Source organism: Arthrobacter sp. UYEF21, assembly GCF_040546085.1.
GTDB lineage: Bacteria > Actinomycetota > Actinomycetes > Actinomycetales > Micrococcaceae > Arthrobacter.
This window is the reverse complement of sequence record NZ_JBEPNF010000010.1, coordinates 61,256-80,160: the sequence shown is the minus strand read 5'-3', so window position 1 is coordinate 80,160 and position 18,905 is coordinate 61,256. Positions and strand designations below refer to the sequence as shown.

Genomic DNA, 18,905 nt, shown 5'->3' with positions numbered 1-18,905 from the left:
GCTGCGGCGTGGCCTTCATCAAAGGCCCTGTGGCCCGTATCGCATAGAACGTCTTGCGGGTTTGCCCGTGAGGACCTCCAGGGCGGCGAACAAGGTGGTGGTGCCGTTGGCCCTCCTATGTTTGTCTAGCCTTGTTCAAGGTGGCGTTTTTCGAGTTAAGGGTTCGGTGGACCCGTCGCGCCAGGTAGCGTTTGGTGCAGCGGCGGATTTCCTTGATGGTGCGTCCTTCGGCCTCCCGTTTGTCCGCGTGGTTCGTCTCCAGCCTGCTGCGCCACTCGGCGGCGTCCTTCATCAGCAGCTCCGCGAGTTCGATGGCCATGGCACTATTCTGCTCCACGGGACTCCTTATTCAAGGCGTGGCATTATGGCCATATCAGGCAACAAGCCGTCGTCTTCACCCCGGGAGATCCAATGCTGCGTGTCCGCCCCGTCCACTTCACCTCGCGCCTGGACCAGTGGGAGCGACTCCTCACGGGTCTGGGGATGGTCCGGACAGTCGATGACGGGCCTTGGCAGGAGTTCGACTCCGGGTCGGGCAGGCTTGCGCTGCACGCCGCCGAGCCGGGCTCGCCCGAAGACGGGACGACGGGGTTCGGCGTCGAAGTGGGCGATTTGGCTGAGTTCGCCCGGCGCACCAACGAGGCCGGGGTGGAGAGCGGGACGTCGCCGGCCGAGCTGACCCGGGCTGACCATGGCGACACCTGCCGCATCACCGGCGAGGACGGCTTCAGTTTTTACGCCGACAAGGCCGCCCACGGAGCCCAGTGCGCGGACGCCGATCAGGCGCTTGCCGTCGTCGTGGTTTGGTTCACGCCGGACGCTGCCGCGGCCGCCCAAACACTGCGCAACATGGGTGCGCGCCGCCGTCCAGTCCCGGACGATGACGAAACAGCGGACTTCGCGGCCAAGAACGGCGGGGTGCTGATGGCGCGCCCGGCCTCCGGGCCACCCCGGACCGGCCTGGGATTTGAGTACGACGGCGATCTGGGCGCCCTGCGCACCCGGCTCGCGGACGCCGGGGTGGAGGTCGGCGAAACGGAGGAAGCCTTCGGCCGGACCCTGCACGTGGCCAACCCGGATGCAGCCGCCGCAGGAACGGCCAGCCCAGCCCCGGATTCCAATGCCGGCCCGCACGTCCCGCCCACGCTCTGGATCTCCCAGCGGCGCGCCGAGGGGTGAGATCCCGGCGCTGTGGCCACGCGCTTTGGACGGCGAATTACGCTAAAAGCCCCCCTCACCGGCCCGCACGCGTCCGATGGGGTAGAACTTAACCATGAACGTTCGCACTCCTGACCCCAATCCCGGCTGGCTCTCCGAGGAGGACCTCTTTGAGGCACGCGGGAGGCTGCCCATGATCTACGTGGAGGCCGTTCCCGTCAGGCTGGATCCGCTGGGATTCGTGAACGAGGTTGGCACGCTGCTGCAGGCCGATGAAGACGGCACCATGATCCGGTCGCTGGTGTCCGGCCGGGTGATCTACCGCGAGACCATCCGCGCCGCGCTCCTGCGCCACATGGAGAAGGATTTGGGGCCGCTCGCGTTTCCCCAGCTTCCCATCAGCCCGGTGCCGTTCACGGTGGCCGAATACTTCCCGGCCCCGTCCCACACCGGCTTCACCGACGACCGCCAACACGCCGTGTCCCTGGCCTATGTTATCCCCGTGACGGGCGAATGCGAGCCCCGCCAGGACGCCCTGGAACTGACGTGGATGACCCCGGAAGAAGTGCTTAGCCCCGGGGTTCAGCTCGAATTCGACGGCGGCCGGGGAGCTTTGGTCCGCCAGGCGCTCGCCTTTGCGGGAGTGGGCTTCTGACGCCCGGAGGATCCCCGGCGTCCCGGACTGGAGCGCCCTGCTTTGTAGACTGTAGGGCGGACCGCAAGAGAATTTAAGGACCCCCATGACCGAAACCCCAGCCGCCAGGCATTACAGCGAACAGCAGGCTGGATCTCTGACGTCCGGCGATCAGCTCCTCCTTCCCGATGGTGAACGCACCGCCGAAATCCAGCGGGTGGAGCTGGAGTCAGATGATTTCGGCACACCTGCCGTGGTTCTGGCCAACCTCACCGGCGGCGGCACCATCCGCATCGCGGCCGGCTCCACGGTGAAGATCGCCAGCCCAACGGCCCGCAACGTCACGCTTCAGGACATCATGGTCCAGGATGCGGCCCACCAGGACACAGCTACCGACGCCGTCACGCAGCTTCCGGTGGCAATGCGCCTTCCCGAGGGGGAACAGGCCGACGCTGAACAGCCCGACGGGGAGCAATTCCACGCGGAATCCCGCGAACACCAGCCACCGGCAGCGGTGGAGGCAGCACCGGCGGCTCCCGCCGTCGTCGTACCTCCTCTGCCTGCCATCCCGCCCGCGGTGAGTGGCCCTTCGGCGGAGGAACTCGCGCGGATTCCGGCCCCGCAGGGCACGCCGGAAGCCGTGGTGGAGGCAGCCGCCGAAGCCCACCCCGACGCCGTGGGTGTGCTGCTGCTGGCCGACAAGCTGGCCAAAGGCATCAATTTCAAGTCCGGCAGCTGCCTGAAGGACCTCAGCGACCTCGCCCACGAGCTGTTCATCACGCTGAAAGACCCTGACGGGGCGCTGGCCGTGGCGGACCTGCTCAACGTGCTGCCGTACGACGGCAACCCGGGCAGGTGGGCCTCCGTGGAGGCGTCGCTGGCGCTGTCCAGCTACATCTGCCGCCAGGACCGGCAGGAAGAGCGCGCCGAAGTCTACGAAAAGCTGCTGCGCACCCCGGAAAACCAGGAAACGGACCCTTTCAAGGCGCGCATGAACGCCAAGGTGCGCCAGCGGTCACTCAACGAACCCAACCTATACGACAAAGAGATCTTCCGCTCGATCGACAACTCCAACCACGAGGCCGAGCGGGAGTGGCGGCTGCTGCGGCTCGAGTCCCTGCTCTTCCTGCGGGCCCACGGCGGGTCTGAGACGATCGGGCTCGGTGAACTGCAGCGCCGGATCAGCAACGAGCTCGAGTCCGTCCGGGCCTGAACAAACTAGCCCTACCCGGGGTTGCGCGGGAGTTGTAGATTCGGGGCTATGACGAACAATCTGAGCGTGGTGGTTAATGCTGATGCGCCGCAGGTCTGGACCATGCTGCGCGAACCGGCCAAGGTGGCCCAGTGGCACGGCTGGGAGGCCGATGAACTGGCGGCCGAAATCAACGAGATCTACTTTGGCAGTAAGGTCGTCGAAGCCCCGGACCACACCAGCCTGACCGCCAACGGCGGCGATGTTTTTGACCTGAAACCGGTGGCGTCCGGGACGGAGGTCCGCGTCACCCGGGCGGCCCTGGACCACAATTCCGAATGGGCGGCCTGGGACGAGGACATCACGCAGGGCTGGCTGACGTTCCTGCAGCAGCTCCGATTCGCGCTGGAACACCATCCGCACGGCCAGCGGCACACTCTGTTCATCGAGGTCCCGGGCGGATCCGGTTCAGCCATCGAGAAGCTGGGGCTGTCCGAGGTTCCCAAGCCCGGCGAGCCATACCAGCTGACCCTGGCCACCGGAGAGGAAATCTCCGGCAAGGTCTGGTACCGCAGCAACCATCAGGTGGGGCTCACTGTCCACGGTTATGCCGAGCACGGGGACGGCCTGCTGATCGTGGCCGACCAGCCCGTCATCGAGGACGTCAGGCCCGACGGCGGTGCCATGGTGATTGCCTCCACCTACGATCTGGGTGCCCACAAACTGGAGTCCATCCAGTCGTCCTGGGACGGCTGGCGGGCTGAGAACTACCCCACACCAAAGGCGGCCAACTGAGGGATCGGCGCTGTTTGCTGGCACACTGTAACGGTGCCAGCCATTCCCGCCTCCGCTCTGCCCGCTGACTCCACTGCCGCTAGCGCCGGAGTCACCTTTGCCGGGCAGTCCATCGCTGCGCAGTCCCAGTTCTCCTTCACCGTGGGCACTCGGTTGGCCGAAAATTGTGCGCCGTCGGCCGACCAAGTCGCTACCAACGGCGGCCGGTTTCTCGGCCGCACGGGCACCATCAGCACGCCGCACGGTGAGATCCAGACGCCCGCTTTCATCGCCGTCGGGACCAAAGCCACCGTGAAGTCGGTGCTGCCAGAATCGATGGCGGAACTTGGGGCGCAGGCGCTCCTGGCCAACGCCTACCACCTGTACCTCCAGCCAGGCGCGGACATCCTGGACGAGGCCGGCGGGCTGGGCGCGTTCATGAACTGGTCCGGGCCCACCTTCACCGACTCCGGCGGATTCCAGGTGATGAGCCTGGGCTCGGGGTTCAAGAAGGTTATCGACATGAAATCGGTTGATTCTTCGGGGCCGGATGACGCTGTCGCTCCAGGCAAGGAACGCCTGGCCCACATCGACGACGACGGCGTCTGGTTCAAAAGCCACCTCAACGGCGACCGGCACCGGTTCTCGCCGGAAATCTCCATGCAGGTCCAGCACCAGATCGGCGCGGACATCATGTTCGCGTTCGATGAACTGACCACGCTGCAGAACTCCCGCGGCTACCAGGAGGAGTCACTGGAGCGCACCCGCCTCTGGGCGCTGCGCTGCCTGGACGAGCATTTCCGGCTGACCTCATCCCGCGTGGGGAAGCCGTACCAGGCCCTGTTCGGCGTGATCCAGGGCGCCCAGTACGAGGACCTGCGCCGGAAGGCCTGCCAGGACCTGGGAGCCATGAACTTCGACGGCTACGGCATCGGCGGGGCGCTGGAGAAGGAGAACCTGGGCACGATTGTGCGCTGGTGCAACGAGGAACTGCCGGAGGACAAGCCGCGGCACCTGCTGGGCATCTCCGAACCGGACGACATCTTCACCGCCATCGAAAACGGTGCGGACACCTTCGACTGTGTCTCCCCCACCCGCGTGGCCCGCAACTCGGCGTTCTACCACCCCACCGGCCGCTACAACCTCTCCGGCGCCAAGTACAAGCGCGACTTTGGGCCCCTGCAGGAGGGCTGCGACTGCTACGCCTGCGCCAACTACTCGCGCGCCTACATCCACCACCTTTTCAAGGCCAAGGAGATGCTCTCCGCCACCCTCATCTCCATCCACAACGAGCGCTTTGTGGTGAAGATGGTGGACGACGCCCGGCTAGCCATCGAGGCTGGCACCTTCTTCGACTTCAAGGCCGAGACCCTGGCGCAGTACTACTCCTGAGTCCGCCGCCACTGCGGCGGGCCGCGGTGCTGCCGCGGCCCGCCGTCGTCCTCCTATATCCTGACAAGATGCTCCTTGAGATCCCTGCCACTGCAGGCACCGCCGAAGCCCTGGTTGTCCGTCCTTCCGCCGGTGAAGGCCCGTTTCCCGGCGTCATCCTGTACATGGACGCGTTCGGCCTGCGTCCGCGCATCGAGGAAATGGCGCGGCGCATCGCCGACTGGGGCTACGTGGTCCTGGCGCCGAACGTCTTCTACCGCGAAGGATCTGCTGACGAGTTGGCACCGACGGTGGACATGACCACTCCGGACGGCCGCGCGGCTGCCGGCAAGGCCGCGTTCCCACGGGTGGGACACCTCACTGCAGACAAAGCGCTGCCGGACATTGACGCGTGGGTTGCAGCGCTGGGAACGCTCGACGGCGTTGCGCCCGGCCCCATCGGCACGTTCGGTTACTGCATGGGCGCCCGCCTCGCGGTCCGCACCGCCACCGCCCACCCGCAGGTGGTGGCAGCCTGCGGCGGCTTCCACGGCGGCGGTCTCGCCACCGACGCACCGGACAGTCCGCACCTGGAACTGGCTCATGCGAAGGCGCGGTTTGTGTTCGGCCACGCCGACCACGACCAGAGCATGGCTCCCGAGGCCGTCGCGCGCCTGGGCGAAGCGCTCGACGCAGCGGGGCTCGAGGCGTCCAACGAGATCTATGCCGGTGCGCCGCACGGCTACGCGATGGCAGACACCTCGATGTTCCACGCCGAAGCCACGGAGCGGCACTTCACCGAACTCCGCGGCCTCCTCGACGGGACGCTGAAGGGCTGACGCCAGGCCCTCCGGAGAGGGCTACGCCCGGAAGGTGCAGCAGGCGGCTTAGGGCCGGTCCCCCGTCCTCACGCCGATGACCCGCCGCCTAACCCGCCGGAACGCTGCCGGACCGCCGGAGCGTTTCGGCGATCGGAGCCCGTTCGGGCAATCTGGACGCGCTCCGGCGACGTGGGTATTCCACATAACGACGGCGGCGCCTTCCGGGCTGCCACTGGCTGCAGCATTCTGTCGGGATGACACCCTCGCAGCCAGTCCGCCTTCCCGCACTTCCAAGCACCGGTCACCTGTGGCGAACGGGCCAATTGCACGAAAAGGGCCTCAATTCCCGGGCCATCAAGGTATTGGTGCTCCATAAGAAACTTGTTCGACTCCGCTACGGCTGCTACATCCGCGGTGAGCTGTGGGAGAAGCAAACGCGTGCAGTCCGCAGCAGGCAATTGATTCAGGCCCACGCGCACGGAACACTCACGACATCGACCGGAGACTTCGTCTATAGCCACACCTCGGCGGCGCGGCTGCACGGTTTGTATCTCTGGGATGTTGACGACCTGATCCATCTTCTGCTGCCTGTTAGCCCCTCCAGCGAACGGCTAGGCAAGGATGTCCGCGGCCATACGCGGCCCTACGCCTAGTCGGAGGTCGTGACCCTTGGGAAACTTCGGGTGACGTCGCTCGAGCGGACGGTGGTGGACTGCGCCATGACGCTGAGTTACCGGCAGGCACTGGTGCTGATGGACCACGCACTCCGGCTTGGCGCAGATAAAGCCATAATGGAGACCGCAGCTGACGGCCTGCCGGGACGCCGCGGGATCCGGACCCTCCGACTGGCGCTCGCCAACGCCGATCCAAGGTCGGAGTCAGCGGGTGAGACGCTCACCCGCGAACTACTCACTAGGCTGAACCTTCCCATGCCCGAACCGCAGGTCGAGGTGACTACCCGAGCCGGTCGGTACCGCCTGGATTTTGCCTGGAAGGAGAAGAAAGTCGCGCTTGAATTCGACGGGAAAACGAAGTATTTCGATTACAAGCCGACGGCCGAGGTGTTGTACAAGGAACGACAACGCGAGAATGCGCTCACTGAAGACAGCTGGAAATTCGTGCGCGTGAAATGGGATGACCTCTTCCACGAACTGGAGTTCAAAGCCCGCATTCTGGCCGCGCTCCGGCGCTAGCCATGCCGCCGAGATCGCCGGAACGCGACGGACTAGCCGGTCCGTCCCGGCGATCCAGCAGCGTTCGGGCTGGCCCGCAACGTTCCGGCGGTCTCGCCGCAGCTGGAAGATACGACGCCGGGCGGCAGCTACGCGGCGTTCGTCACAGCTGCCGTCGGGGCGCCGTAGCTGGGTTCGCGCTTTTTGATCCAGCCGATCACCAGGGACGTCACGGGGACGAACAGGACCTCCACGAGGGTCTTGTAGGCGAAGCCCACCACCACGTAGTTCACAAACGTGCCGAAGTCGGTGATGCCGATGACGGACGCGGCGATGCTGCAGAAGATCAAGGTGTCCACGAATTCGCCTGCGCCGGAGGAGCCCATCAGGCGCGCCCAGAGGGATTTCTCCCCTGACCGGGCCTTCATCTTCACCAGGATCCAGGAGTTGATGGTCTGCCCGGCGAGGAATGCCAGCAGTGAGGCGAGCACAATTTGCGGAACGGGGCCAAGTGCGATTTCAAGGGCCGCCGGCTTTGAGGTGCTGAACGATGTCCTCTGCCTGAGCCGCAGCATCCGCGACTGACCAGCATGGGAGAAGACATGAACGCAATAATCACCGTGGTACTCGCCGGGGCTTCCGGCTTCGTCGGCGCCTACCTGCGGGGCCGCTTCGAGCGGGACGGCTGCCTCTGGCAGGGCGGCGCGCGCTAAGTCAGTCCCCACCCCACCCCGGACGCTCTCTCACTTAATGCAGGTTTTCCAAACGCTCTCTCACTTTCATAAGATAGTGAGAGAGCGTTTAGGTTTTTCCTGCAGGATCTCCGAGAGCGTCTGGAGGGGCGGCCGAACTCATCGCCGGGGAATGTTCCGCAGGTTGCTGCGGGCCATGCTGACGGCCTCGCCCGCACCGCGGTTCAGCACCACTTTGGACATGGCCGTGGTGAAACCGAGCACCTGGGACCCAGAAACCTTGGGCGGAATCGAGAGCGCCTGGGGATCGGTGATCAGTTCCACCAGTGAGGGGCCCTGGTGGGCGAACGCTGCGCGGTATGCCCCCTCGATCTGTGTAGGCTCCGTGACCCGTACGGCGTGGAAACCCAGGGCCCGGGCGACGGCGGCGTAGTCGGCGTCGGGCACGTCCACGCCGAAGTCGGGAAGCCCGTCCACCAGCATTTCGAGCTTCACCATACCCAGCGTCGAATTGTTGAAGACCACCACGTTGACGGGCAGTTTATGGGCGGCGACCGTAATGAGCTCGCCGAGCAGCATGGACAGGCCGCCGTCACCGGACACGGAGACCACCTGCCGGCCCGGAAAGGCCAGCTGCGCGCCGATAGCGTGCGGGAGCGCGTTGGCCATGGACCCGTGCAGGTAGGAGCCGATCAGCCGGCGGGTGCCGAGCGGGTTGATATACCGGGCGGTCCAGACGTTGCACATGCCGGTGTCCGCAGTGAAAATGGCATCCTCAGCCGCTACCTGGTCCAAGAGGGACGCCGCGTATTCGGGGTGGATCGGCTGCTTCTTCTCCACCTTGCGGGTGTAGGCGCGCACAGATTTGTTCATCAGCCTGTCGTGCTTTTTGAGCATCTGGTCCAGGAACCGGCGGCTCTTTTTTGGCTTCAGCAACGGCATCAGGGCGGCGAGGGTGGGCAGCACGTCGCCGTGGACTGCGACGTCGACGTCGGTCCGCCGGCCCAGCCGGTGGGCTGCCCGGTCCACCTGGGCGGTCCGGGTTTCCGGCAGGAACTGGTCGTAGGGAAAGTCGGTGCCCAACAGAATCAGCAGGTCAGCGTCCTCGATCCCTTCGGCAGCGGCGCCGTAGCCCAGCAGGCCAGTCATTCCGATGTCGTACGGGTTGTTGTACTGGACGAAGTCCTTGCCGCGCAGCGAGTGGCCGATGGGGGCGTTGATCAGTTCCGCGAGCGAGATCAGTTCGTCGTGGGCACCTTCAACGCCTGCGCCGGCGAAAATCGCCACCTTTCCGGCTTCATTGATCGCATCGGCCAGCTGCCGAACGCTGGCGGGGTCCGGGGTGAGCGTGGCGCGCCGGAAGGTGGCAGGCAGCGGTGCTTCGGCTGCCGCTCCAAGTCCGGCGATATCGCCGGGAAGTGTGACGACGGCGACTCCCCCGATGCCGACAGCATGCTGGATGGCGCTGTGCATCACGCGCGGCGCCTGCTCGGCCGTGCTGACCAGTTCCGAGTAGACCGAGCATTCGTTGAAGAGCCGGTCCGGATGGGTTTCCTGAAAGTAGCTGCTGCCGATCTGTTTGCTGGGGATGTGCGAGGCGATGGCCAGCACGGGAGCCCCGGACCGGTTCGCGTCGTACAGTCCGTTGATCAGGTGGAGGTTGCCCGGGCCGCAGGATCCTGCGCAGACCGCCAGCCTGCCGGTCAGCTGGGCTTCCGCGGCGGCAGCGAAGGCGGCGGCTTCCTCGTGCCGGACGTGGATCCAGTCGATCCCGCCCTTGACGGCGCCGCCGGTCTTCCGGACGGCGTCCACGATCGGGTTCAGGCTGTCGCCGACGATCCCGTAGATCCGCTGCACGCCGGCAGCCTGGAGTTGTTCGACGAGCTGGGTGGCTAGTTCCTTGGCCATGGTGCACGCTCCCGCGAGATGGATCGATGAGCTGACACTGGCCAATATAGTCTGCCCGCCCGGTCCGACACCGGGGCCCGGTGGTGGGTCCGGCCCGAATGCGTTTCCGGTGCACCAACGGATCTGCGTGAGCACCGACTTGTCAGCCTCACCCAGCTCTGGCTGGCCAATTCGGCAGCTGCCGTTGCTGGCCTGCCGCCGGATAACCGGCACCCACCCTCGATGGCAGGCTATGACCTCCTCAGCCGCAGAACGACACCACCAGTCCCGACTGTGCAAGAGAACATCTCATGAGTTCGACCAACCCCGTCATCGTTTCCAGCACTCCCCGCGCCGCCGCCACGGGCTCACACCGGAGGCTGCGACCGCGGCCGTGGACCCGGCCCGTCCGAGCCTCCGGCTGCCCACCATCCAGGCGGTCCTTGCTGAGGCACTCACGGTGGGCGGAAAGGAGCAACATCACGGCAGTTTTCGATTGGAAAGTCAGCGGAGCCGATCAGCTTCCGTTCGCCGGCCCAGTGGTCCTGAACGACGTTGACATAGCAAGGCGTCATTGCCGGACAGAACCAGTCGAAAGGCGACTGCCAGCCATTGTTTGCAACTGCGGCCGGCGTGAAGCCTGCGGTGGGGCACTGGGCCGCCTATGGCGCGAGCGTGTGGGCGAGCCCGGCAAGGACCGGTTCACGGCCAAGTTCGATATGCGAATACACCAGGGAATAGGCCAAATCGGGCCGGCCTTTGAGGATGGCGCCGCAGAACTCCACGTGCTCGTCACGCTGAAGCTCGTTGCTGCGGTTGTGGGCGAGGCCGAAGATCCAGCGCATGCGGCCGAAAAGTGGCTTCAGGGATTGCCCCTCCGCGACGCGGACCGATGCGGTGCGTGCCGCGAAAGTTTTGAGGCAGAGCCGGACGTCAAAGAGTTCGTTGACATCGGTGAGCGTGAGCCGACGCACCGCCGCACCCCGGCGGGGGGATGTTTCAACGAAGCCGTCCTCCTCTGGAAAACGGTTTACCGCGACCGCACCATCACCACCTCGGACAGCGGGGCAACACCACAAACCCGGACCCCCTGCGATTCCTCCCGCTCCTGGGTTGGGAAGACATCAACCTCACCGGAGACTGCACCTGGCCACGACCCAACCACAGCAACCCGGCAAATACCGGCCACGGCGACGATCCGAAAACCTTAACGTCGGATATTCCACATTTTGCCAGCCACCCCTGGTGTGACGGGCCAAGGTCATGTGTAGCATTCCGGGCGGTCGGCGGGAAGATGCCCCACCCGGCGGGGTCCGTCTTTCCCCGGGCACGCCTAGTACGTTTCCGGCGGCGCTCGCGCTGCAGGGCTGTCATCGGCCCCTCAGAGGGCAACTGCTGGCACGACCTTCATTTGGGACGCTGCCGCCATCCGGCAAACGCACTACCATCGCAGCGGGAGCTCAAGCGGAACTTCTTACCCCGACGGGCGCGTCACCCGGAGAGCTCCCGGTGACGCTCCCGTCTGGATATGGGCTATACGGATCTTAGAAGTTGCTGGTATGAAGGCTCGCGGGCCACGAGAGGGTAGCCCGGGAGGTGTCATCGACGCTTCAAGTTGTGGTTTATGCAAGGTCGCCGATGGCTCTTGCTATGTCAGCAGTTTGCCCCAGCGCGGGTCCAGGAGGGGTGCGCCCGCGATTTTAAGGGCGTGCCAGAGCGTTACGGCCACGGAGTCCAGGACGGGAATTCCGGTGCTTTCTTCGATTTCGGCCGTGATGTTGGCGCCGTAGAGGTTGGTGCACAGGTAGACCAGTGCGTCGGGGGCGGTAGCTGCGAGTTCCAGGGAGCCTGGCCTCATCTCCTCCGCGGTAACTCGGGCGAAGGATTCGTTGTCACTTAAGCCCAGTGCCCGGTGGCCGGTTGTCTTGATCCCTTCCCGCTCGTAGGAAGCGATTACCTCGTGATTTACATCCTCGGTATATGGCGTGAAAAGGCCGATCCGTTCCGTGCCGAGTGTCCGGAACGCTTCCAGGTACGCCAGTGTGGAGGTGGTGGCGGGAACGCAGGTGGCATCTGTGATTTCCTTGACCAGCTCCTGATCGTGGGCCGCACCCAGCCAGGAACCGGAGGTCCCGTTCCAGGCGATCACGTCCACGTCCGCCGTCGCAAGCAGTTGCGCGGCTTCCCGCATGACTGCTGGGTCGAACTGCCGGTCCGACGAGTCGTCCAAAGCTATCCGGGTGACAGGGATGCGGGTGAAATGGATAGTGACGTCCCTCCGGTCCCCAAGGATGCGGTAGGTCTGGGGCTCAAGGCAGGTGTTTGAGGATGGCACGATCATGCCGATCCGACGGGGTCGGGTTGTTGATGGCATCGGGTGTCCTAAAGAGTGGCGGCGTGCGTGAAGGGGGCGTTGGACTGGTGCTGCCGGAAGCCGTCGCGGGCCACAAAGCGGCCAACAGCCCCTGGATCGTGGAAACCGTCGGCATCGAGCACCACATGACCGGCAGAAATGACGGTGGCGGGCCAGCCGGCCAGTACCTTGCCGTCAAACGGGGAGAAGTCGGTGCCCATGTGGAGTGCGTTGCCGTCCACGGTGCGCTCTTCGGCGGGGTCGAAGATGACCAGGTCGGCGTCGAATCCTTCCGCGATGCGCCCCTTGCCTGGAACAGCGTTGATACGCGCCGGTGCTGCGGAGAACGCTTCTACGAAGTCTTCGACGCTGGCCCCGGCGGAGGTCATGGCGGTGAAGGTGACCGGCATCCGGGTTTCGACGCCCGGGAGCCCGTGGGGCATTTCGCGGATGTCGTCGGTTCGTTCCCGCTTTTGTGTGAGGTCGTAGCAGGAGTGGTCGGAGGCGACAGTGTCGATGGCGCCGTCGGCGAGCCGTTTCCGGAGCGCGGCGACCGTCTCCGGACTGCGCATGGGCGGGCAGCAGGCGTACCACTCCGGCATTACCGAGCCGTAGACGCTGTCGTCGAGGGTGAGGTAGTGCGGGCAGGTTTCGGAGTAGGCCTCCTGGCCGTGGCTGCGGGCCTCGGTGACCAGGTCCACGGCGCCCGGGGTGGACTGGTGCACAAAGTAGACGGGGGCGCCGGTGTATGCGGCCATGGCCAGGATTTCCTTGACCGAGACTTCTTCAGCCAATTCGGGGCGGGTGCGGTGCAGGTGTTCGATGCCGATCCGGCCGTCGTCGGCGTGCTGCGCGGTGCAGTCCGCGATGATGGGGTCGTGTTCGGCGTGGATGTAGGTCAGGCCGTCCAGCCGGACCATCTCGCGCATGACCTTGAGGATGGTGTCTCCGTTGGCCATGGTGGTGCCGCGGTTGGTGGTGTACATCTTCACGGACCGGACGCCCTCGGCGGCTAGTTGCTCCAGTTGCCACGGCACCGTTTCGTCCCAGCTGACCACTGAGCCGTGCAGTGCGACGTCGCAGCGGGACTCCCGGGCCAGTTCCTTTTTGTGCAGGACGGCCGCGAGCGGGGTTTCCCGGGCATCGCGGGGGATACCGAAGTCGATGATGGTGGTTGTGCCGCCCCACAGGGCGGCGGTCGATGTGGTCCGGTAGTCATCGAGGGTGCGGAACCGCCCGGTTATTTGGGCGACGTGGCAGTGTCCGTCGACGCCGCCGGGGATAACGAGCCGGCCGGCGGCATCGATGATACGCGTGCCGGCGGGGACGGGCTCGGCGGCGTCCACGAGCTCATGGATAAGGCCTTCCCGGATCACAACGTGGACCTGCTGGCGGCCGAAACTGTTGACCACGGTGCCATTGGCGATGACGAGTTCTGGGGTGTCGGACATGGTGGTCCTCCTAAGTTTTGAAGTAACTAGTTGGCCGGTGCGGGCGTGGCCGGCTGGCGGCTGGCGCTGCGGGCGGGGTTCTGCGCGGTGGTGAGGGCGGCGTCCAGGGCCTTGGTGAGGCCGCGGCGGTCTTTTGCCGGCGGCGGCGCGAAGGCGCCGGCGCGGTGGAGACCGGAATCCAGGGCGACGACGGCCTCCGCCATGCGAATGCCGGCGGAGATGCCGTCCACCACCGGAACCGGGATCTGGCCTCGAAGTTCGCGGGCCAGCCCGGCGAGCGGCGCCCCGGCAAGGATCACGACGTCGGCGCCGTCCTCGGCGACGGCCTGCCGGCTCAGCGCCAGCAGGGTTTCCTTGAAGTCCTGCTGCACGGAGCCGATCCCGTTCAAGGACTCGTTGATGGAGCGGATCGATGCCAGTCGGCCACCAAGGCCGAAGCGTTCCACGCAGTCCAGGTACCACGGCCGGATCCGGTCCGAGATGGCAATGATGGAGAAGCGGTGTCCCTGCAGGGCCGCCGCGCAGAGGGCCGCCTCGGTAATCCCGATAACGGGGACATCGGCGAGTTCCTTCAGCGCCGGCATGCCTGGATCGCCGAAAGCGGCCACGACGACGCCGTCGATCAGGCCCGGGACCTGGGTATATTCGGCAATAATTTCGGCCACCGCGCTCGCTGCGATCAGCGATTCAAAACGGGTTTCAATGTACTCCACACCATGACCGGCGGTGCGGACCACGAGTTCGGTTCCAGCGGAGGCAGAGCGCAGGGCCTCAGCTTCGATCAGGGCGGTAACGTCCTCGCTGATATTGGGGTTGATAACAAGAAGTTTCATAAGGTCTTCCGATGAAGGGTGGGTTCTGTCCGGCGGAAGTCCTCCGGAAATTGGTCACGATATTTGTCGATGTGCGACGCCGACTGGATGGCTGCGCGATCCGGGTCGCCGCTGGCGATGGCGGTATAGAGGGCCCGGTGCTCTTCGATGAGTTCCGGCAGGTCGCTCACATGGCGGAAGAGCCAGTGCATCCGGCCCTGAAGGGGTTCCAGCGCGGACTTGAGGAAGCCGTTGTCCGCGATCCGGGTGATGGCATCGTGGAATTCGCTGTTCGCCCGGTGGGCGTCCATGACCGCGCCCATGGCCAGGCAGCGGTCGGCCTCGTCCAGCAAACTTTTGAGGCCGTCGAGGTCTTCGGCGGTGGCGCGGGCCGCGGCCAGACGGCAAGCCAGTACCTCAAGTGACTGCCGGACGTCGAAGAGATCCTCGACATCCTTGGGGCTCAGCGTACTGACTTCGACTCCGCGGGCACCACGGTCACTGATGAGACCTTCCTGGCGCAGCATGCGCAGCGCTTCCCGGATGGGAAGGCGCGACACGTTGAACTCGGCGGCTAGGTCCCGCTCCACCAGCCTGGTGCCGGGAACGTAATGCCCCTCAAAGATCCTCGTGCGGAGCGTATCCCGGACAGCCTCGCGGAGGGGGCGTTCCTTGTCCTGGGATTTTTCTGCGGCAAGCATGATGCTCCATTCGGGTTCTTTTGTGGCAGTGCGTTCCCGGCTTCAGGAACAGGTGCATCTCGCTAGCTTAGACAGGCAGGCGCTTGTTGTAGTTCAGCGTCAGCACCGAGGCGCCCATGATGATTGCGGATCCCACGAAGTACAGCAGCGCCCAGGTGTAGGAACCGGTGGCGCCCACGATCAGGCCCACGGCTATGGGGGTGACGAAGCCGGCGATGTTGCCGCTGAAATTCATGGCGCCGCCCAGGACGCCGGCGTTCGTCCGGCCGCCGAGGATGGACGGGATGCTCCAGAACAAACCTACCCAGCGGAGGAAGAACATCACCACTGACAGCAGAACAACGGCGGTCGTCGAGTCGGCAACAACGGTCACTCCGATGAGTCCGCCGATCACCACGACGCTGGAGATGCCCAGGAGGGTCCGCATAACGAGGTTGGCCGAGGCTCCGGAGTTGCGCCACTTGTCCGCGATGGTGCCGCCGAGGATTTCTCCGACAAAACCGGCCCCGAAAATCACAAAGGTGGACCAGCCGATGGTCTTAAGGTCAAAGCCCTTGGCCTGGGCCAGATACAGCGGCCCCCACGTCAGCAAGCCGTAAAAAACGCCGTTGAAGCCCAGCCAGCCGAAGCACATGGCCCAGAAAGACCGGAACTTCAGGTAGGGGAGCAGGGCCCGTTTGCCCTGGCTGCCGTCGAGCTTCGCCTCAGCGTCCTCTGCTGCGTGGGAGGCCTCGATGTAGGCGGCTTCGGCTTCGTTGACGCCGCGGTGTTCGCGGGGATTGTCCCTGACGTACCACCAGACGGCCAGGCCCATGAGCACAGTGGCAGCACCTGCAATCACGAAGGACCAGCGCCAGCTTCCGGTCGATGCAATCAGCCCTGCGATAAGGATGCCGCCGAGCCCGGCGCCGAGGGGAGCACCTGCATCCAGAATGGTGGCACCGCGGCCACGTTCGGACTTGTGCATCCAGATGGCGTTCAGCTTTCCGCCGGCGGGCATCACGCCCGCCTCGGTGACGCCGATGCCCATGCGGGCGATGAACATGCTTAGGAAGCCGCCTGCCATACCGGAGGCGGCCGTAGCCGCACCCCAGCCGATGCAGGACGCGGTCATGACCCTGCGGGGCCCGAATTTGTCAATCAACAATCCGACCGGGATCTGCATCAGGGCGTAGGTCCAAAAGAAGGCGGACAGCAGCAGGCCGACCAGCTCGGGGGCGAGATTGAATTCCTTCTGGATGATCGGCAGGGCCACCGAGATGGAACCCCTGTCGATGTAATTCACGGCGACGAGGACCAGCAGGAGCAGGAACATTTTCCAGCGGACGTTGGTGCGGCGCTGCACCCCGTCCTTCTGTGGTTCGAGCGTGGTTGCATCTGTGGACGGGCCTTCAAGGGACGACGCCGCTGTTTCGGTGTGTGGAATGGACACAGCTTCTCCTTCACGGGGAAGTTTACGGATGGGGGGAAGGTACGGATGGGAACTGGCGGCCCGGGAAGGCAAGGGAATCGGCCAGCGGGTACGGGGACAAAAGCTGAAACTCGCGTACAAACAGGAGCGCACCGGTTAGCTCCCGTCTTTGGGATCCCAAATTGGGATCCCATAATCAAGATACGAGTGATGTACGCCACTGTCAAGACATTTCGCTAAATCCGGCCAGAAAGTGTTTGGAAACGAATTGTGACAGCCGTGGCGGACCTGGCGCGTCATCGCTACCCCGTCAGCACTCTCGTCCATGCGTGAGGGGTGCCCATCAAAGCCACGGCTGCACCGCACCACGCAAAAGGCGCGGAACTTATGACTTGCGAGAAATGAAACCCAAGAGAATCCCGTGGTTCCAGTCAGTGTCCAGGCGGCCGAATCGTCGGGCGCCGCGCAGGTCGATGCCGAGGAGTACCTGCTCCAGCAGGAAACCCATCGGTTGAGCCGTAGACCAGTTCTAGTGGCTTCTGCTCTTCCGCCGACCTTCCGACAGGTATCTCTCTGTCGCCGGCAGCGGGCGCTGTGCTGAATCGCCCGATATCGCTGTACATCTCAGAACCTCCTACGTCGTGACCCGAAGATCGACCGCCGGCTGAGCTGCCACGGGTTTCACCGGGGTACCGTCGGTTCTTCAGGGCGCGGGCTGTAGGTCCTCATGGACGCTTCTCCAGCTTCCTTGCGGGCCCCCGGTGACCAGACAGGGCCCGGTCCCAGCGGGGCCGGTGCACCGGACGCCACGCTCTGGGCGCGTCCACGGTAGAACTCCGCGAGGTTGGAGGCATCGAAGATGCATTCCTTGCCCTCCGGCCGGGAACGGCTGGAGCCTGATTGGCCGGACGCCGGAGCTCGGGTCAGCTCCCCGAGTGGGCCTGGAGGAAGCTGTACACCTCGGTCTCGTCCACACCGGGGAACGCGCCGGGCGGCATCGCGGCGAGCAGGTGCGAGTGCGCACGGGCGGAGGGCCAGGCGTTGCCGGCCCACTCGGATGCAAGCGAAGCGGGCGGCCGCTTGCAGCAGTTCGGATCGGGGCACGTGGACTTTTCCCGGGCCGTGGTTTCCCGGCCGCGGAACCACTTAACATGCTGGTACGGCACCCCGATCGACAACGAAAACTCGCCGTTGGCCGAGCGCTCAGTCCGTGCGGTGCACCAATATGTTCCTGAGGGTGTGTCGGTGTACTGGCTGTAGGCGCTGAACTTGTCCGGCACATCGAACACCGCCCGCGACGTCCACGCCTTGCACGATGGCTGGCCCTCGATCGCGCCGGTATGGTCCATCGGGAACGTCACGCCGTCGTTCTCGTAGGCCTTATAGATGATGCCGCTCTGGTGGGTCTTCTGGAAGTGGGTGGTGATGCCCAGGTGCCGCGTGGCCAGGTTGGTGAAGCGGTGCGCCGCGGTCTCATAGGAGACGGCAAAGGCGTCCCGGATGTCCTCGACGGCGATTTCCTTGGCGGCCTTGGCCTTCTGCAGGAAGTCCACAGTGGCATGCTCCGGCAACAGCAGCGCTGCCGCGAAGTAGTTTGTCGCAACCCGTTGGGCCAGAAAGTCGCCGTAGTTTTTCGGCGTCTCATGCCCCAAAACGTAGTGCCCCAGCGCCTGCAGGAGGACCGAACGGGGGTCGTGGTCCTGCCGCTGGCTCTGCGTCAGGTAAATTCTGTGGTTCTTCAAATCGGTTACCGAACGGGTGGAATGCGGCAGATCGCCCACGTGGTGGAGGGTGAATCCGAGCTTTTCGGCGATGTCGGCGATCACGTGCTGGCTGAGCGGTCCAGCGGTGTAACCCACCAGGCCGAGCACCTTCTGGGCCTCAGCCTCGTACTCCTGAAAATAGTTGCCGCGCTCTCGCATCATGGCACGCAGTTCACCGTTTGCGCGGCGCGCTTCTTCCGGCGTCGCCACCTGCTCGTTCAGCTTGCGTTCGAGCTCGTGCAGCAGCCCCACCTGTGCCTCCAGAACATCGAGCGGGAGGCGCGAGCTGATGCGGATTTTGGGCAGGTTCAGTGACTCATACAGGGGTCCGCGCTGGTAGCGTTCCAGCTCAATTTCCAGTGCCGCACGCCGGTTGGGCGGCTCGGCGCCAAGCAGCTGATCGATGCTCACGTTCAGGGCCGCGGCCAGCCCTTGGAGCAGGGACAGCTTGGGCTCCCGTTTGCCGTTTTCGATCAGGCTCAACTGGCTGGGGGCGGTCCCGACGGCGGCGCCCAGGTCATCGAGCGTGTAGCCGGCCTGCTTGCGCAGATGACGCACGCGGCGGCCAAGGCTGATGACGTCCAGTTCCGGGGAGGCAGCGGACGACGGCGGCGGTGCAACTTCGCGGCTCCAGCTTGAAGGGGACATTTCTTGAGGATACGCGAAGAAACGCATTTCTTTCCACGGTTTTCCTCTAGAGAAGTGTTTGGAAG

Annotated in this window: 16 protein-coding genes and 2 pseudogenes; 7 read left to right on the top strand and 11 right to left on the bottom strand. The window is 65.0% G+C overall.

Annotated features, from left to right (window positions below):
- Positions 1-115: 115 nt before the first annotated feature.
- On the bottom strand, positions 116-337 hold the full coding sequence (locus tag ABIB27_RS11835; protein ID WP_354217174.1) for a hypothetical protein: 222 nt from the start codon (positions 335-337) through the stop codon (positions 116-118).
- A gap of 74 nt (positions 338-411) precedes the next feature.
- Between ABIB27_RS11835 and ABIB27_RS11830 the strand changes: the two genes are divergently transcribed.
- The 7 genes and pseudogenes from ABIB27_RS11830 (at position 412) to ABIB27_RS11800 (ending at position 7,143) form a co-directional block, all read left to right on the top strand.
- Positions 412-1,179 (top strand): VOC family protein, encoded by a 768-nt coding sequence (locus tag ABIB27_RS11830; protein WP_354253905.1) that lies wholly within the window; start codon positions 412-414, stop codon positions 1,177-1,179.
- A gap of 94 nt (positions 1,180-1,273) precedes the next feature.
- Positions 1,274-1,813, top strand: a complete 540-nt coding sequence (locus tag ABIB27_RS11825) for an NUDIX hydrolase family protein (protein WP_354217157.1) — start codon at positions 1,274-1,276, stop codon at positions 1,811-1,813.
- An 85-nt stretch (positions 1,814-1,898) separates the two neighbouring features.
- Positions 1,899-3,005 carry a DUF6707 family protein gene (locus ABIB27_RS11820; RefSeq protein ID WP_354253904.1) on the top strand — a complete coding sequence of 369 codons (1,107 nt, stop codon included), beginning with the start codon at positions 1,899-1,901 and terminating at the stop codon, positions 3,003-3,005.
- 48 nt (positions 3,006-3,053) lie between these two features.
- Positions 3,054-3,779 carry an SRPBCC family protein gene (locus ABIB27_RS11815; protein WP_354253903.1) on the top strand — a complete coding sequence of 242 codons (726 nt, stop codon included), beginning with the start codon at positions 3,054-3,056 and terminating at the stop codon, positions 3,777-3,779.
- 33 nt (positions 3,780-3,812) lie between these two features.
- Positions 3,813-5,150, top strand: a complete 1,338-nt coding sequence (gene tgt / locus ABIB27_RS11810) for a tRNA guanosine(34) transglycosylase Tgt (protein ID WP_502909190.1) — start codon at positions 3,813-3,815, stop codon at positions 5,148-5,150.
- A 68-nt stretch (positions 5,151-5,218) separates the two neighbouring features.
- Positions 5,219-5,968: a dienelactone hydrolase family protein gene (locus ABIB27_RS11805; protein ID WP_354217153.1), complete on the top strand. Its 750-nt coding sequence runs from the start codon at positions 5,219-5,221 to the stop codon at positions 5,966-5,968.
- A 236-nt stretch (positions 5,969-6,204) separates the two neighbouring features.
- Positions 6,205-7,143: pseudogene (locus ABIB27_RS11800) on the top strand (type IV toxin-antitoxin system AbiEi family antitoxin domain-containing protein).
- A 128-nt stretch (positions 7,144-7,271) separates the two neighbouring features.
- Here ABIB27_RS11800 and ABIB27_RS11795 read toward each other — a convergent pair.
- The 10 genes and pseudogenes from ABIB27_RS11795 to ABIB27_RS11740 form a co-directional block, all read right to left on the bottom strand.
- A pseudogene (locus tag ABIB27_RS11795) lies at positions 7,272-7,670 on the bottom strand (queuosine precursor transporter); the annotation flags it as partial.
- 303 nt (positions 7,671-7,973) lie between these two features.
- The gene (locus tag ABIB27_RS11790) at positions 7,974-9,722 is read right to left on the bottom strand and encodes a pyruvate dehydrogenase (RefSeq protein WP_354217152.1); all 1,749 of its coding nucleotides are present in this window, start codon (positions 9,720-9,722) and stop codon (positions 7,974-7,976) included.
- Between the two features lie 641 nt (positions 9,723-10,363).
- Entirely contained in the window at positions 10,364-10,675 is a 312-nt protein-coding gene (locus ABIB27_RS11780) for a GntR family transcriptional regulator (RefSeq protein ID WP_354217173.1), read from the bottom strand.
- A 674-nt stretch (positions 10,676-11,349) separates the two neighbouring features.
- Positions 11,350-12,075 (bottom strand): maleate cis-trans isomerase family protein, encoded by a 726-nt coding sequence (locus tag ABIB27_RS11770; protein ID WP_354217151.1) that lies wholly within the window; start codon positions 12,073-12,075, stop codon positions 11,350-11,352.
- Between the two features lie 8 nt (positions 12,076-12,083).
- Positions 12,084-13,505, bottom strand: coding sequence for an amidohydrolase family protein (locus ABIB27_RS11765; RefSeq protein WP_354217150.1), 1,422 nt, complete (start codon positions 13,503-13,505; stop codon positions 12,084-12,086).
- 26 nt (positions 13,506-13,531) lie between these two features.
- Positions 13,532-14,338 (bottom strand): aspartate/glutamate racemase family protein, encoded by an 807-nt coding sequence (locus ABIB27_RS11760; RefSeq protein ID WP_354217149.1) that lies wholly within the window; start codon positions 14,336-14,338, stop codon positions 13,532-13,534.
- On the bottom strand, positions 14,335-15,018 hold the full coding sequence (locus ABIB27_RS11755; protein ID WP_354217148.1) for a GntR family transcriptional regulator: 684 nt from the start codon (positions 15,016-15,018) through the stop codon (positions 14,335-14,337). Before ABIB27_RS11755 ends, ABIB27_RS11760 begins: the two co-directional genes overlap by 4 nt.
- 67 nt (positions 15,019-15,085) lie before the next feature.
- Positions 15,086-16,450 (bottom strand): MFS transporter, encoded by a 1,365-nt coding sequence (locus ABIB27_RS11750; RefSeq protein WP_354217147.1) that lies wholly within the window; start codon positions 16,448-16,450, stop codon positions 15,086-15,088.
- Between the two features lie 364 nt (positions 16,451-16,814).
- Entirely contained in the window at positions 16,815-16,937 is a 123-nt protein-coding gene (locus ABIB27_RS11745) for a hypothetical protein (RefSeq protein ID WP_354217146.1), read from the bottom strand.
- Positions 16,938-17,352: 415 nt separating this feature from the next.
- Positions 17,353-18,867, bottom strand: a complete 1,515-nt coding sequence (locus ABIB27_RS11740) for a helix-turn-helix domain-containing protein (protein WP_354217145.1) — start codon at positions 18,865-18,867, stop codon at positions 17,353-17,355.
- Positions 18,868-18,905: the final 38 nt, after the last annotated feature.